General features: G+C 67.4%; 11 protein-coding genes. 5 read left to right on the top strand and 6 right to left on the bottom strand.

What is annotated here, in order from left to right:
- Positions 1-54 precede the first annotated feature (54 nt).
- From C7453_RS06920 to C7453_RS06910, 3 genes are all read left to right on the top strand, one after another.
- The gene (locus C7453_RS06920; RefSeq protein ID WP_174787939.1) at positions 55-1,452 is read left to right on the top strand and encodes a c-type cytochrome; all 1,398 of its coding nucleotides are present in this window, start codon (positions 55-57) and stop codon (positions 1,450-1,452) included.
- 91 nt (positions 1,453-1,543) lie between these two features.
- Entirely contained in the window at positions 1,544-2,266 is a 723-nt protein-coding gene (locus C7453_RS06915) for an NAD-dependent deacylase (RefSeq protein ID WP_114726815.1), read from the top strand.
- The gene (locus C7453_RS06910; RefSeq protein ID WP_114726814.1) at positions 2,263-2,895 is read left to right on the top strand and encodes a uracil-DNA glycosylase family protein; all 633 of its coding nucleotides are present in this window, start codon (positions 2,263-2,265) and stop codon (positions 2,893-2,895) included. The genes C7453_RS06915 and C7453_RS06910 overlap by 4 nt, the downstream gene beginning before the upstream one ends.
- Here the strand turns inward: C7453_RS06910 and C7453_RS06905 are convergent.
- The 3 genes from C7453_RS06905 to C7453_RS06895 form a co-directional block, all read right to left on the bottom strand.
- Positions 2,870-3,601 (bottom strand): MarC family protein, encoded by a 732-nt coding sequence (locus C7453_RS06905; RefSeq protein WP_114726813.1) that lies wholly within the window; start codon positions 3,599-3,601, stop codon positions 2,870-2,872. The genes C7453_RS06910 and C7453_RS06905 overlap by 26 nt on opposite strands.
- A gap of 94 nt (positions 3,602-3,695) precedes the next feature.
- Positions 3,696-5,759, bottom strand: a complete 2,064-nt coding sequence (locus C7453_RS06900) for a lysylphosphatidylglycerol synthase domain-containing protein (RefSeq protein WP_114726812.1) — start codon at positions 5,757-5,759, stop codon at positions 3,696-3,698.
- 42 nt (positions 5,760-5,801) lie between these two features.
- Positions 5,802-7,424, bottom strand: a complete 1,623-nt coding sequence (locus C7453_RS06895) for a lysine--tRNA ligase (protein WP_114727052.1) — start codon at positions 7,422-7,424, stop codon at positions 5,802-5,804.
- Between the two features lie 108 nt (positions 7,425-7,532).
- Between C7453_RS06895 and C7453_RS06890 the strand changes: the two genes are divergently transcribed.
- Positions 7,533-10,490, top strand: a complete 2,958-nt coding sequence (locus C7453_RS06890) for an ATP-dependent DNA helicase (RefSeq protein ID WP_114726811.1) — start codon at positions 7,533-7,535, stop codon at positions 10,488-10,490.
- Between the two features lie 8 nt (positions 10,491-10,498).
- Here C7453_RS06890 and C7453_RS06885 read toward each other — a convergent pair whose 3' ends face one another.
- Both C7453_RS06885 and C7453_RS06880 read right to left on the bottom strand, forming a co-directional pair.
- Entirely contained in the window at positions 10,499-10,702 is a 204-nt protein-coding gene (locus C7453_RS06885; protein ID WP_012225746.1) for a cold-shock protein, read from the bottom strand.
- A 220-nt stretch (positions 10,703-10,922) separates the two neighbouring features.
- Entirely contained in the window at positions 10,923-11,981 is a 1,059-nt protein-coding gene (locus tag C7453_RS06880; protein ID WP_114726810.1) for a YeiH family protein, read from the bottom strand.
- Positions 11,982-12,090: 109 nt separating this feature from the next.
- Here C7453_RS06880 and C7453_RS06875 point away from each other — a divergent pair, with 109 nt between their 5' ends.
- On the top strand, positions 12,091-12,984 hold the full coding sequence (locus C7453_RS06875) for a LysR family transcriptional regulator (RefSeq protein ID WP_114726809.1): 894 nt from the start codon (positions 12,091-12,093) through the stop codon (positions 12,982-12,984).
- Between the two features lie 97 nt (positions 12,985-13,081).
- On the opposite strand, the gene groL is transcribed toward C7453_RS06875, so the two are convergent.
- Positions 13,082-14,722, bottom strand: coding sequence for a chaperonin GroEL (gene groL, locus C7453_RS06870; RefSeq protein ID WP_114726808.1), 1,641 nt, complete (start codon positions 14,720-14,722; stop codon positions 13,082-13,084).
- Positions 14,723-14,772 lie beyond the last annotated feature (50 nt).

Genomic DNA, 14,772 nt, shown 5'->3' with positions numbered 1-14,772 from the left:
ACTTCCGCTCGATCTTCCGTTTTTTCCGCATCAACGCGACGCATGGTGAACAGAATGCTCAACAGGCTTAAAGTTGCGATCGGCACGGCGGCGTTCAGCCTCCTTGCCACCGCTGCAATGGCTCAGGCGCCCGATCAGGCGCTGATCGACAAGGGCGCCTATGTCGCCCGCCTGGGTGACTGCGTGGCCTGCCACACCGCCCTCCACGGACAGGCCTATGCGGGTGGTCTGGAGATCAAGAGCCCGATCGGCACGATCTATTCCACCAACATCACGCCCAGTTCCGACGGCATCGGCGGCTACAGCTTCGAGGAATTCGACCAGGCGGTCCGCCACGGCATCCGCAAGGACGGCTCGACGCTGTATCCGGCCATGCCCTACCCGGCCTTCTCGCGCATGACGCAGGACGACATGCGCGCGCTCTATGCGTATTTCATGCATGGCGTGAAGCCGGTGGCCCAGCCCAACCGCGCCAACGAGATCTCGTGGCCGATGTCCATGCGCTGGCCGCTGGCGATCTGGCGCACGCTGTTCGCGCCAGCTCCGACCGAATTCAAGCCCGCAGCCGGCACCGATCCGGACGTGGCGCGCGGTGAATATCTGGTCACCGGCCCGGGCCATTGCGGCGCCTGCCATACCCCGCGCGGCTTTGCCATGCAGGAAAAGGCGCTCGATGCCAGTGGCGGCCCGGTCTTCCTGGCCGGCGGCGCGCCGATCGACAATTGGGTGGCGCCCAGCCTGCGTAACGACCCGGTGGTGGGTATCGGCCGCTGGTCCGAGGACGATCTGTACTACTTCCTCAAGACGGGTCGTATCGATCATTCCGCCGTCTTCGGTGGCATGGCCGACGTGGTGGGCTGGAGCACCCAGTACTTCACCGACGACGATCTGCGCGCGATGGCCAAATACCTGAAGAGCCTGCCGCCGGTTCCTCCGGCCCAGGGCAATTACACGTATGATGCCTCGACCGCCGACATGCTGAACACGGGCAAGACCACCTCGTCTCCGGGCGCGGAAGTCTACCTGCGCGAATGCGCCATCTGCCATCGCAATGACGGCGGCGGCGTGGCCCGCATGTTCCCGCCGCTGGCCGGCAACCCCGTCGTCGCGACGGAAAACCCGACCTCGCTGGTCAATGTGGTCGTCCATGGCGGCGTGCTGCCGCCGACCAACTGGGCGCCGTCCGCGGTGGCCATGCCGGGCTACGGTAAGACGCTGTCGGCCCAGCAGATCGCGGATGTGGTCAACTTCATCCGGACCGGATGGGGCAACCATGCGCCGGCGAACGTCACGGCGGCCGATGTCGCCAAGCTGCGCGATACCGGCGCGGCGATCTCGGGCGGCGGCTTCGGCGCGCCGAGCAGCGGCTGGCTGCTGCTGCACCCGCAGCCCTATGGCGCAGGCTGGACCTTCGCGCCGCAGACCCATGCCGGGGTGGACGAGGCGCAGTAAACAGCGTCCGACCAGCCAGGTCTCTTTTCAGCCGCCGCGGGGCCTCCCCGCGGCGGTTTTCTTATGTCCGGCGATCGGGCATAGATAAAACATGACTCAGCATCATCCAGCGGAACGCATCGTTGTCCTGACAGGTGCCGGAATCAGCCGGGAATCCGGCCTGGAGACGTTCCGTGATGCCGACGGCCTGTGGAGCCGACATAACATCGAGGATGTCTGCACACCGGAAGGCTTCCGCCGGGACCCGATGCTGGTCGACCGTTTCTATAACGGACGCCGCGCGGAACTGGCGGGCGTCCAGCCCAACGCCGCCCATCTGGCCCTGGCAGAACTGGAGCGAGCCGCGCATGACGGGCGCTGGAACGGCGAACTCCTGATCGTCACCCAGAATATCGACGATTTGCACGAACGCGCGGGCAGCCGCAACGTGCTGCATATGCATGGCGAATTACGGCGGGTCCGCTGCACGTCCTGCGGCGCCACGCCCGAATGGCTGGACGACTGCCTGCCCGACACCCCGTGCCCGGCCTGCCACCGCCCCACCCTGCGGCCCGATGTCGTCTGGTTCGGTGAAGTGCCGCTTCATATGGACCGTATCCAAACCGCCCTGGCCGGCTGCGACCGTTTCGTGACGATCGGCACCTCCGGCACGGTTTATCCAGCCGCCGGCTTCGTGGCCGAGGTCCGCGACCATGCAGAAACGGTGGACATCAACCTGGACGCGCCCCAGATCCCCACCCTGTTCGACCGCACGCTGGTAGGCCCTGCGACCCGCATGGTCCCCCAATGGGTCACAGAACTCCTGGGCGCATGACAGACCGCGCCAAGGCGGCGGACGATCTCACCGCTCTCGTGGCACAGGTGCGCGCATGCCGTGTCTGTGCCGACAGCCTGCCGCTGGGACCACGCCCGGTGCTGCATGTCTCACCGACCGCCCGCCTGCTGATCGCAAGCCAGGCCCCCGGCACACGGGTTCATGAAACGGGAATTTCGTTCAACGATGCCTCCGGCGACCGGCTACGGGGCTGGCTCGGCATGGATCGCGAGACCTTCTACGACTCCAGGCGCATCGCCATCCTGCCGATGGGCCTGTGCTATCCGGGTCGCATGCCCAAGGGCGGCGACCGCCCACCGCGCCCGGAATGCGCCCCGCTCTGGCGGGAGAAGCTGCTGGCCTGCATGCCCGACGTCACTCTGACCCTGCTGGTCGGGTCCTACGCCCAGGCGGCTGTCCTGGGGCCTGGCAAGGTGGAAGACCGCGTGCGCGATTTCCGCGCCTATCTGCCCCGCTATTTTCCCCTGCCGCATCCGTCCTGGCGCACCGGGGCGTGGGAGCGCCGCAATCCCTGGTTTACGGCAGAGGTCCTCCCGGCGCTACGCGCGGCCATCGCCCCCCTGCTGGCACCGTCCAGACAGGTCACGACGCCGCAACAGCATGCATAATCGTCACCACGAGCCCCTCGATCCCCGCCGAGAGGATCTGCACGCCGATACACAGCAGGATCAGCGCGGCAAGGCGCGAGACGATCCGCGCTCCCGTCACCCCCAGCAGAACGACAAGCCGTTCGGCATAGGAATAAGCCAGCCACACCGTCCCCGCCACGACGATCGCGGCCGCCGAAACCGCGAGATAGAAGGGTAGCCACGCGGGCGATGCCGGCCGCGAGGCACTCAGGGCGATCGCGACCGCGATCGAACCCGGCCCAACCGTGAACGGCATGGTCATCGGAAAGAAGGCCATTTCCGTCCAGCTCGGCAGCGTGACGGTCCGCCCGCCCTGCATGGCCTGTTTTTCCTTGCGCGCGGCGGCTTCCTCCGGCGCCTGAAGCAGCGACCAGGCCCGAACGGCAACCACCAGCCCGCCGGCGATCCGCAGCGAATCCACCGTAATGCCGAAAAATGCGAGAATCGCGCTGCCGGCCCAGATCGAAGCAATCAGAAGCGCCGCTGAATAGAGCGCGACCGTCCGGGCCAATGCCAGTGTTTCGCTCCGCTCCCGCCCGGCGGTCACCTGCGAGAAGATCAGCGACGCCCCAATCGGATTGACGATCGAGAATAGGGCGGGAAACGCCAGCAGAAACGTATTGCTGAAGACGGAGAGCGCATCCTTCCAACCGAGGGAAGCAATGCCATGAAGGCCTGGGGACATCGGAACGCATTCCAAGGAGCGATCTGGCGGCAATGCCCGACCAGTCGCCACCAGTCGAAAGCCGGCTATCGTTTTTCCCAGACTGACGCGGCCGTCAAGTCCCGTCCAGACGCATGGCCGGCACGCTCCCGTCCGTCTGCATCACAGCAATGACAGGCTGCACGCTCTGCGGCAGGCAGCACAGATACAGGTCGTCGCCGGTTTCCTCCACCAGCGGCCAGGATGTCAGGCCCAGATCGTTATAGACATCGAGCATCGAGGCCCCGACCTGCCAGAATGCTGGCTGCCTGCCCTCCTGCACCGCCAGGTCCCGCAGCCACCAGATGGCAGAGGCACAATCGGCCGACTTCCCGGCAGGATCGCCCAGCCCGATGAGAAAGGTCTGCGTCCGCACGAACGGCAGCAGGGCAAGGCCGGCTTCGCCGGGGATCAGCCCGGTGGGCGGGATCGGCCCCAGATCGTCCAACGCATGGTCCAGCGCCCGATATTCGGCTTCGGCGGTGCTGTCCCAGGGTCGCACGGCAATCCGTCCAGGACGCACCAGCCGGCCGATCATGACCAGACCGAGCAGGACGGCCAGCCCCATGACCCATTGCGCAATACCGTGGGAGGAGGTGAACAGCATGACCTCCCACCAACTCCCGCCAACCTCGTCCTGCGGCCCGGAGCAGACCAGCACCAGCACGCAGCCGATCAGCAGCACCAGCGACAGCCCGGTCCGGAACGACAGCGGTTCGCTCAGAATCCGCGCATGCCGGTAGTAGGAACTACGGAACGGTGCGATCAGAACCGCCACCAGCCCCAGAATACCCGGCACGGCCAGCGATGCCCCCCGCAGCAGGGTCAGCGCGGCCGCCCCCACCAGCAGGCCCAGCGTCAGTTTCCAGGCCAGCGTCACACGCTGCGACAGGCCCACGGCCAGGCCGATCAGCGCCACCCCCATCAGCGACAGCAGGTAATCGCCCGCCACCCCTACCAGATGATGCAGGCCGCCGGCATTGCTCCACGACGCAGGGTCCAGGATCGTCAGCGCGATCAGCAGCGCGCCGCAGATCGAAACCGCCCCCGTCGCCACCACGACCGAGAAATCGGCCTCGCTCTCGCGGATCACATGGCTGGGCCGGACTTCGCGCGGCCCGCGCCGGGGGACGCGGGGCGCCCCCTTGCGCGCCAGGGCAGCATCCCCGCGCAGGAACAGCTCATGCCCAGCAAACATCAGCCCGGCGAGAAAGAGCGGAATGATGTAATAGAACAGCCGGAAGACCAGAATGGTGCTGACGATCTGCGACGGCGGCAGATACGCCCCCAGCGCCAGCATCATCGCCCCGTCGAACACCCCCAGCCCCCCCGGCACGCTGGCCACCAGACCGGCGGTGTAGGAGGCGATATAGATGGCCAGGAACACCCCGTATCCCAGCCCGATCCCCGACGGCAGGAAGATGTAAGCAATCCCGGCCGTGGCGGCGACCTCGGCAGCCGCGACCACCATCTGGGCAAACGCCATGGGCGGCCGGGGCAGCACGATGGTCCAGCGGCAGATCCGCACCTGCGTCAGCCACAGCCCCAGCAGGATATAGCCCCCCACCACCGCCCACAGCAGCAACCCGATCCCCGCCAGCACCAGATGCGGCAGATGCGCCCCGATGACCGGAATCGCACCGGGCTCCAGCAGCAGCACGGCACCGATCAGCGCCCCCGCCCCCAGCAGATAGGTCGCGGAACAGAAGGCGATGATCTGGGCGATATCAAACGCCCCCAGCCCCCAGTTGCCATACAGCCGAAAGCGCACGGCCGCCCCGGAAATCGCGGCGAAACCAAGGTTATGCGACAGCACGTAGGAACAGAACGAGGCAAAGGCCGCCTTGCGAAACGACAGCCGATGCCCGACCTGCACCACCGCAAGGCAATCGTAAAAGGCCAGGATGAAATAGGACAGGACCGTACAGCCGATCCCCAGCATCATGGTCGTGGCCGGTATGGTCCCCAGCGCCGCCCGGATATCATCCCAATGCAGGTCCCGCACCTCATGCTGGACCACGACGATCGCGGCGACCATCAGGCACAGGCCCACCACATGCGGCAGATGCCGCAGCAGCCGCCGCCAACCCGGCGCCGGCGGCGAGGGGCCATCCGGCGGAAGGGAGCAATTCAGAACCATCAGAGAGCGAACCCGGCCATGGCAGAGGTCACCACCCCTGCGTCAACCGGCGACGACAGACGCGGTCCCGGCCGCCGCCCGAAGCAGCGCCGCCTCGATCAGCGCCACGGTTTCCGCCACCCCATAAAGACCGATGAAAATACCGAATCGCGGCCCCTCCTTCTGGCCCAGCAGGACCTCGTACAGGCAGCCGAACCAGCTCCGCAGCGGCTCGAATCCATGCCGCTTGCCGATCTCGAAGACCAGGTTCTGCAACATGTCGGGATCGGTCGCTTCCCCCTCCAGCCCGCGCAGCGTCTCCGCCAGATCCGCCAGGGCCGCGCGTTCCCGCGCGTCGGGCTCCCGGTAGGTCTTCGAGGGCCGCACGAAATCCGCATAATAGACGATCGCGTGATCCACCAGCCGCGCCAGCATCGGGCAGGTCTCGGGCGACGCCGCCGCATCATAGCGGTGGATGAACCGCCACAGCACGTCGGGCGTATCCGCATTCGCGGCGCTGGCCAGGTTCAGCAGCATGGCGAAGGTCAGCGGGCTGCCCGCGCGGTCGTCGATCCGCCCGGCATGGATGAACCAGGCCGGATTGGCCAGCTGCGCCGACTCATCGGCCTCCTGCGTGCGGGCCCGTGCGACATTGGCCAGATACTCGTCCGCCGCCTTGGGAATGACATCGAAGAACAGGCGCTTCGCCCGCTGGGGCGCATTGAACATATACTGGCCCAGGCTCTCGGCGGGCGCATAGCGCAGCCACTCCTCGACCGAGATGCCGTTGCCCTTGGATTTGGAGATCTTCTGGCCGTTCTCGTCCAGAAACAGCTCGTAGGTCAGTCCGGCCGGCGCCTCGCCACCCAGGATGCGGCAGATCTTGCCCGACAGCTTCACGCTGTCGATCAGGTCCTTGCCCGACATCTCGTAATCGACGCCCAGCGCGAACCAGCGCATGGCCCAGTCCGCCTTCCACTGCATCTTCGCATGGCCGCCGGTCACCGGCGTCTCGAACGTCTCGCCGTCCTCGTCGGTCCAGCGCACCGTCCCCGCCACGGGGTCGATCCCGTCCATGCGCACCTGCATCACCAGCCCGGTGCGCGGATGAACCGGCAGAACGGGGGAATAGGTCGCGCGGCGATCCGGGCCAAGCGTCGGGGCAATGACGGCAACGATCTCGTCATGCACTTCCAGCACCCGGCGCAGCGCCGCATCGAACCGGCCGCTGGCATAATATTCGGTGGAGGACGCAAATTCATATTCGAAGCCGAATCCGTCCAGAAACGACCGCAGCCGCGCATTGTTGTGGGCGGCAAAGGATTCGTGGGTGCCGAACGGGTCGGGAATGCGCGACAGCGGCTTGCCCAGATGCTGGCGCAGCATGTCCCCATTGGGCACGTTGTCCGGCACCTTGCGCAGCGCGTCCATGTCGTCGGAAAAAGCGAGCAGCCGCGTCGGCCGTCCCGTCAGGCGCGTATAGGCCTGCCGCACCCAACTGGTCCGCGCCACCTCGCCAAAGGTGCCGATATGCGGCAGGCCAGACGGCCCATAGCCCGTTTCCAGCAGGGCGGGCGCATCGGCCGGCAGGGCCTTGCGTTCGACATGGGCGGCCAGTTTGGCCGCCTCTTCGAACGGCCAGGCCTTGGGCAGGGAAGCGGGATCGAGACGGTTCTGATCGGACATGATGCGCAGGAAGCTATGAACTGAAACCTGACCGGTCAATCCATACCATACATCATCCCTCCATCCGGTGGGCGACAGACGGCGATTTGTCCCCTATATGTTCCCGTGATGGCCACACCGCCCCCCTCCACTGACATGCCGCCCGCCCTGGTGGCGCGTCACGGCACCTGCTCGCTGCTGACGTCCGACGGCGAACTCCTGGCCGTGCCGGGCGAGGAAGCGGCACGGATGCTGCGGGACATGCCGCCGCCCCTGGTCATCCACGCGCCACTGACCGCACGCCGGCTGGGCCTGCCTCCCCAGCCCCAGCCGACAGCGTGGCTGGACCTGCTGGAACTGTTCCTGTTCACGATGCCCGGCCGCACGGTCCCGCCGACCGCGCGCGGCCTGGCCCTGGCCCTGGGGCTGGACGCGGCGCGGATCGGCAAGGCCGAAGCCGACCTGCTGCCCGACCTCACGGATATCCTTCTCGACCACATCGCGGCCCTGCGCCCCACCCCGGCGGGCGAGGAAATGGCGGCGCTGGCGGTCAGGATGGACCACGCCGGCTGGGCCTGGGGTCCCAGCGTGCTGGCCACCCTCGGCGCCGCCCATCCCCTGCCGGCCGAATCCCTGCAACCGGGCGACGCCATCCGCGTCTGGCGCCGCCTGCCCAAATGGGAGGAAACGGCTCCCCGCCCGGCCCCGTCCAGCCTGCCTGTCTCGGTGGCCGACGCCCGCCGCCGGCTGGCCGAGATGCTGGGCACCCAGGCGGAAAGCCGCGCCGGCCAGGCCGATTTCGCGGGCGCCGCCAGCGCCGCCTTCGCCCCGCGCCTGACGCGCGGCGACCCGCACATGGTCCTGGCCGAAGCGGGCACCGGCACCGGCAAGACACTGGGCTATGTCGCCCCTGCCAGCCTGTGGGCGGAACGCAATGGCGGCTCCGTCTGGATCAGCACCTACACACGGCACCTGCAACGCCAGATCGAGGGCGAACTGGCGCGGCTTCACCCCGACCCGGCGATCCGGCGGCAGCATGTCGTCCTGCGCAAGGGGCGGGAAAACTACCTGTGCCTGCTGAACATGGAAGAAGCCGTGAACGTCGCCGGCAACCGGGGCGGCCCCTCCGGCGGTATTGTCGCGCTGTCGCTGCTGGCCCGCTGGGCCGGCGTCACCGCCGATGGCGACCTGATGGGCGGCGACCTGCCCGGCTGGTTCGGCGACCTGTTCGGGCGCGGCACGCTGGCAGGCGTGGCGGACCGGCGGGGCGAATGCATCCACGGCGCCTGCCCGCATTATCAACGCTGCTTCGTCGAACATTCGATCCGCCGCGCCCGCCAGGCCGACCTGGTCATCGCCAACCATGCGCTGGTGATGACGCAGGCCGCATGGCACGCCATGGGCGACGACACGGCCTCCGACGAAGACAATATCCCCACGCGCTACGTGTTCGACGAAGGCCATCATGTGATGGACGCCGCCGACAGCGCCTTCTCGGTCGAACTGTCGGGGCTGGAAGCGGCCGAACTCCGCCGCTGGCTGCTGGGCGCCGAAGGGGCCCGCTCCCGCGCCCGTGGCCTCAAGCGCCGCCTGGACGACCTGGTGGTCGGCGACGCCAGACTGGAATCTCCGCTGGATGCCGTGTTGCAGGCCGCCCACGCCCTGCCCGCACCCGGCTGGTCCGGCCGTCTGGCCAACATGCTCCGCGCATCCATGCCATCGCCGCCCGGCGAGGCTGCGCCGACAGCCGAAGCACCACCCACACCGCGCGACACGCTGCCCAATCCCTGCGAACAGTTCCTGCACCTGCTGGCCTGCCAGGTTCTCGCCCGCAGCCGCGCCGGCGACCCGGCCCAGCCGCACACCATGCCGGGCGCCATCGAATGCGACCTGCATCCGCTGGCCGAGAATGTCTCGCCGGCCGCCAACACACTGGCACGCGCGCTGGACCGGCTGTCGGTCGCCCTGCGCACCCTGATCGACCGCCTGCTGGAGCGCCTGGACGACGAATCCGGCGATCTCGACCCCGCCACCCGCGAGCGGATCGAGGCCGCGGTTCGCACAATGCGCCGCCGCGCCCTCAGCCGGGTCGACGGATGGAGCGCGATGCTGCGCGCAATCGGCGAGGTCCGCGACGGCACCAGCCTCGGCGCCCCGCAATATGTCGATTTCATCCGCATGGACCGCCGCGAGGGCCAGCGCCCCGGCGAGCAGGATGTCGGGCTGCACCGCCACTGGCTGGACCCCACCATCCCCTTCGCCACTGTGCTGGCGGCCCCGGCCCATGGCGTCCTGATCACCTCGGCCACCCTGCGCGACGAAAACGCCAAGGGCGACCCGGAAGAAGCCGAGCGCGCGTGGGAAGCTGCCGAGGCCCGGACCGGCGCCAGCCACCTGCCCTCGCCCGCGCTGCGCGCCGCGCTGGCCAGCCCGTTCGATTATCGCCACCAGAGCCGCGCCTTCGTCGTCACCGACGTGGCCCATGACGATATCGGCGCGCTGGCCGCCGCCTATCGCACCCTGTTCCTGACCGCCGGCGGTGGAGGACTGGGCCTGTTTACCGCGATTTCCCGCCTGCGTGCCGTGCATCGGCGGCTGTCCCAACCGCTGGAGGAAGCGGGCATCCCGCTCTATGCCCAGCATGTCGACGGCATGGACAATGCCACGCTGGTCGATATCTTCCGTTCGGAAGAAAATTCCTGCCTGCTGGGTACGGATGCCATGCGCGACGGGGTGGATGTCCCCGGCAATGCGCTGCGTCTGGTGGTGTTCGAGCGCGTGCCGTGGCCCCGCCCCGATATCCTGCATCGCGAACGCCGCACGCACCTATCGCACGGGGCGCCGGGCGAGTATGACGACCGGATCGCGCGCCTGCGCCTGCGCCAGGCATTCGGCCGGCTGATCCGCAGCACGGGGGACCGGGGGGCGTTCGTACTGCTCGACCGCCGGGCACCCTCACGGCTGATGTCGGCCTTCCCCGATGGCGTTGCCGTCCACCGGGCCGGCCTGGCCGAAACCGCACGGGAACTACAGGCCTTCCTGCGCGCCTCGGCGGACGGGGAACATACAATGCCCCCCGCCCCGTAATCCTGCCGTCAGAGCGGCTTGAGGTTCGACGCCGCCGCCTTGCCGCGCTCGGTCACGACGTCATAGCTGACGCGCTGGTTCTCGTTCAGGCCCCGCAGACCCGCCGCCTGAACGGCCGTGATGTGCACAAACACATCCTTGCCCCCGTCCTCGGGCATGATGAAGCCAAAACCCTTGGTTGCGTTGAACCACTTCACGGTACCCGTCGCCATAGTCACTTCGTCCCTTGTTGCCGGCATGATGCCGCTCGACCGATGTCTGCCCGACACGCGATACCCGGCGGGCTACCGCCGACGACCAGCATCGATCCAGATGCGGTTATGGGCGCACGAACGCGGCCGGTTTGTCAAACCATCCGGGTGCCCGGTTTTTTAAAAATCGCGACATCACCGGAATTCCGTAACGCACCCCCGGCGCGACCGAACCCGGACATCAGGCCAGATGCAGCATCCGGATCAGACCCAGCCCAAGTCCCGTCAGGCCAAGGAGCGACAGCGCCACCGTCGCCATTACCCGTCCCCCTGCCCTGGCCACCATGCGGAGATCGGCCCCCAGCCCCAGCGCCGCCATGGATACGACCGTCAGGACCGCCGCGCCATCGCCAAGCGGCGCAACCACGCCAACGGGCACCAGCCCCAGCAGCCGGCAGGCCGCAAGGGCCAGAAAACCGACGAGGAACCACGGTACGAGGCGCGGCCGCGCACCCGCCACCGCCCCTTCCGGCCCCTCTCCGCCGGCCGAATGCGTCACCAGCGACAGCACCAGGCAGACCGGCCCCGGCATCAGCACCCGCGCCAGTTTGACCAGCATGCCCATCTGCACCGCCACCGTCCCCAGCGGCGCGGCGGCGGCAATGACCTGCGGCACGGCATAGACGGTCAATCCCGCCAAGGCACCATAGGCAACGCCGCCCATGCCCAGCATGATGCCAAGCAGCGGAAGACCCAGCACGACCGCCACACCGAACATCGCGGTAAAGGCGATCGCCGCCGCGATCTCGTCATCGTCGGCCTCGATCACCGGGGCGATCGCCGCAATCGCCGAATTGCCGCAGATCGCATTGCCGCAGGCAACCAGCAACGCCATGCGCGCCGGCACACCGCACAGGCGGCCGATCCCGAACCCCAGCACGATCGCCACAGCCACCACCCCGGCAATACCGGCCAGCAGCGCCGGATCGGCAGCGCGGATCACCGTATCGCTGACCGACGCGCCCAGCAGCACGATCGCGATTTCCAGCGGGTATTTCGCGCAGAAGGCAATGCCGGCCCGCCATTTCCGGGCAGGTACCCACCGGCTGCGCAGTGCCGTTCCGCACAGGATCGCCAGAACCAGCGCCTCCAGCCATGCCCTGCCGGTCAACACACGCTCCGCTTCCGCCAGCCCATAGGCCAGGACCGTAACCAGCAGGCACAGCACGATGCCCGGCGCAAGCCGTTCCGGGGTGGAGCAGGCGGGCATCGCCACGGGATGAAGGACGGGAATCGTCATGGCAGCTTCCTTTCGCCACCCGTGCTACTCCCGAACCAATCATTCTATCCAACGCATCGTTTTTGTCGTTTCAATCAGAAAAACAGATCAGTCAGGACCCGCCCCCTCCATGACCCTGGAACAGCTTCGCCTCTTCATCGCCGTTGCCGAACGCGAGCACATGACGGCTGGCGCCCGGGCGCTGAACGTCACCCAATCGGCCGCATCGGCGGCGATCGCGGCGCTGGAGGAACGCCATGGGGTCAAACTGTTCCACCGGGTCGGCCGGGGCATCACCCTCACCGAGGCCGGCCGGCTGTTCCTCACCGAGGCCCGCGCCGTGCTGGCCCGCGCCACCGCCGCCGAACATGTGCTGGACGATCTCGGCGCGCTCAGGCGCGGCACGCTGCGCATTGTCGCCAGCCAGACCATCGCCGCCTACTGGCTGCCCGCCCTCCTCGCGGCGTTCCGTCACCAATATCCGGCCCTGTCGGTCGACCTGACGATCCGCAACACCGAACAGGCAGCGGCACAGGTCCATGACGGCGAAGCCGATATCGGAATCGTCGAGGGCGCAATCGACGATCCGGCCCTGGCACACTGGCCGATCGGCGAGGACAGGCTGTTGCTGGTGCAGGCCGAGCCCTTCCCGGATACCCCCATCACCGCCGCATGGATGCAACAGGCGCGCTGGATCATGCGCGAGGAAGGCTCAGGCACGCGCTCGACACTCAACCAGCATCTGCGCCGGCTCGGCATCGCCCCCGATACGCTGGATATCGCCCTGGTGCTGCCATCCAACGAAAGCGTGCGTACCGCCGTCGAGGCCGGCGCCGGCATTGCCGCCCTGTCCTCCCTGGTCGTCGCCCCCGGCATCCGCGCAGGGATCCTGCATGCGGCGCCCTTCTCGTTCGGCCCAAGGCCCTTTTTCGGGCTCCGCCATAAGGAGCGCTATCGCAGCAGGGCGGCGGAAGCCCTGCTGGCCTTCATCACCGCCCACACCGGCGTCGCCCCCGGCCAATAGAACAAAAAAAAGCCGCCCGCGAACGGACGGCTCTTTTCCTGCCGGAAAAAGCAGCTTCCGGTCCGGGCACAAGGCCCGGACCGACAGGCTCGATGGATCAGAAATCCATGTCGCCCATGCCACCCATGCCGCCACCGGGGGCCGGCGGGGCCTTCTTTTCCGGCTTCTCGGCCACCATCGCTTCGGTGGTGATCAGCAGGCCGGCAACCGACGCCGCATCCTGCAGCGCGGTACGGACGACCTTGGTCGGGTCGATGATACCGGCCGCGACCAGATCCTTGTAATCGCCGATCTGGGCATCGAAGCCATAGGTGTAGTCGCTGACTTCCAGCACCTTGCCGGCGATCACCGCACCATCTTCACCCGCATTGTGGGCGATCTGGCGCAGCGGAGCCTGCAGGGCCTTGCGGATGATCTCCGCGCCGACGCGCTGGTCCTCGTTGTGGAAGTGCAGATGGCTCAGCGCGGTCGACGCACGCGCAAGCGCCGTGCCACCACCCGGAACGATGCCTTCCTCGACGGCGGCGCGGGTCGCATGCAGCGCGTCGTCGACGCGGTCCTTGCGCTCCTTCACCTCGACCTCGGTCGAGCCGCCGACGCGGATGACGGCAACGCCACCAGCCAGCTTCGCCAGACGCTCCTGCAGCTTCTCGCGGTCGTAGTCCGAGGAGGTCTCCTCGATCTGCGCGCGGATCTGGGCGCAACGACCCTTGATGTCGTCGGATGCACCGGCACCCTCGACGATCGTGGTGTTTTCCTTCTCGATCCGGACCTTCTTCGCGCGGCCCAGCATCGCCAGGGTCACGGTTTCCAGCTTGATGCCCAGATCTTCGCTGATCACCTGGCCACCGGTCAGGATCGCGATGTCTTCCAGCATCGCCTTGCGACGATCACCGAAGCCCGGCGCCTTGACGGCAGCGATCTTCAGGCCGCCACGCAGCTTGTTGACGACCAGGGTCGCCAGCGCTTCGCCATCGACGTCTTCCGCCAGGATCAGCAGCGGACGGCCCGACTGCACGACGCTCTCGAGCAGCGGCAGCATCGGCTGAAGCGACGACAGCTTCTTCTCGTGGATCAGGATGTAGGGGTTATCCAGATCGGCAATCATCTTTTCCGCATTCGTGATGAAATACGGGGAGATGTAACCGCGATCGAACTGCATGCCCTCGACGACGTCCAGCTCGGTGTGCAGGCCCTTGGCCTCTTCCACCGTGATGACGCCCTCGCTGCCGACCTTCTGCATGGCCTGCGAGATCATCTCGCCGATCTCATGCTCGCCGTTGGCGGAGATCGTGCCGACCTGGGCCGTCTCGGCCGGGGTCGTGATCTTCTTGGTGTTCTTCTTCAGCTCTTCGACGACGGCCACGACGGCCTTGTCGATGCCGCGCTTCAGGTCCATCGGGTTCATGCCGGCGGCCACGGCCTTGGCACCCTCACGGATGATCGCCTGCGCCAGCACGGTCGCCGTCGTCGTGCCGTCGCCGGCCACGTCGTTGGTCTTCGAGGCCACTTCGCGCACCATCTGGGCGCCCATGTTCTCGAACTTGTCGGCCAGCTCGATTTCCTTGGCGACCGACACACCGTCCTTCGTGATGCGCGGCGCGCCGAAGCTCTTGTCGAGCACGACGTTCCGGCCCTTCGGGCCCAGGGTCACCTTCACCGCGTCGGCCAGAATGTCCACGCCCCGCAGCATGCGCTGGCGTGCTTCACCGCCGAACTTTACGTCCTTGGCTGCCATTTCAGAATTCTCCTGTAGGAAACTCGTTAATCAGAAAGGAAAGTAGAAGG

The sequence above is a fragment of the Gluconacetobacter liquefaciens genome (assembly GCF_003350405.1).
Taxonomy (GTDB): Bacteria; Pseudomonadota; Alphaproteobacteria; order Acetobacterales; family Acetobacteraceae; genus Gluconacetobacter; species Gluconacetobacter liquefaciens.
This window is presented reverse-complemented; position numbering and strand designations above follow the sequence as displayed.

Excerpts from the sequence above, each read along its gene's own strand:
- C7453_RS06920 (WP_174787939.1), top strand. The coding sequence starts at position 55 with ATGCTCAACAGGCTTAAAGTTGCGATCGGCACGGCGGCGTTCAGCCTC.
- C7453_RS06915 (WP_114726815.1), top strand. The coding sequence starts at position 1,544 with ATGACTCAGCATCATCCAGCGGAACGCATCGTTGTCCTGACAGGTGCC.
- C7453_RS06910 (WP_114726814.1), top strand. The coding sequence starts at position 2,263 with ATGACAGACCGCGCCAAGGCGGCGGACGATCTCACCGCTCTCGTGGCA.
- C7453_RS06905 (WP_114726813.1), bottom strand. The coding sequence starts at position 3,601 with ATGTCCCCAGGCCTTCATGGCATTGCTTCCCTCGGTTGGAAGGATGCG.
- C7453_RS06900 (WP_114726812.1), bottom strand. The coding sequence starts at position 5,759 with ATGGTTCTGAATTGCTCCCTTCCGCCGGATGGCCCCTCGCCGCCGGCG.
- C7453_RS06895 (WP_114727052.1), bottom strand. The coding sequence starts at position 7,424 with ATGTCCGATCAGAACCGTCTCGATCCCGCTTCCCTGCCCAAGGCCTGG.
- C7453_RS06890 (WP_114726811.1), top strand. The coding sequence starts at position 7,533 with ATGGCCACACCGCCCCCCTCCACTGACATGCCGCCCGCCCTGGTGGCG.
- C7453_RS06885 (WP_012225746.1), bottom strand. The coding sequence starts at position 10,702 with ATGGCGACGGGTACCGTGAAGTGGTTCAACGCAACCAAGGGTTTTGGC.
- C7453_RS06880 (WP_114726810.1), bottom strand. The coding sequence starts at position 11,981 with ATGACGATTCCCGTCCTTCATCCCGTGGCGATGCCCGCCTGCTCCACC.
- C7453_RS06875 (WP_114726809.1), top strand. The coding sequence starts at position 12,091 with ATGACCCTGGAACAGCTTCGCCTCTTCATCGCCGTTGCCGAACGCGAG.
- groL (WP_114726808.1), bottom strand. The coding sequence starts at position 14,722 with ATGGCAGCCAAGGACGTAAAGTTCGGCGGTGAAGCACGCCAGCGCATG.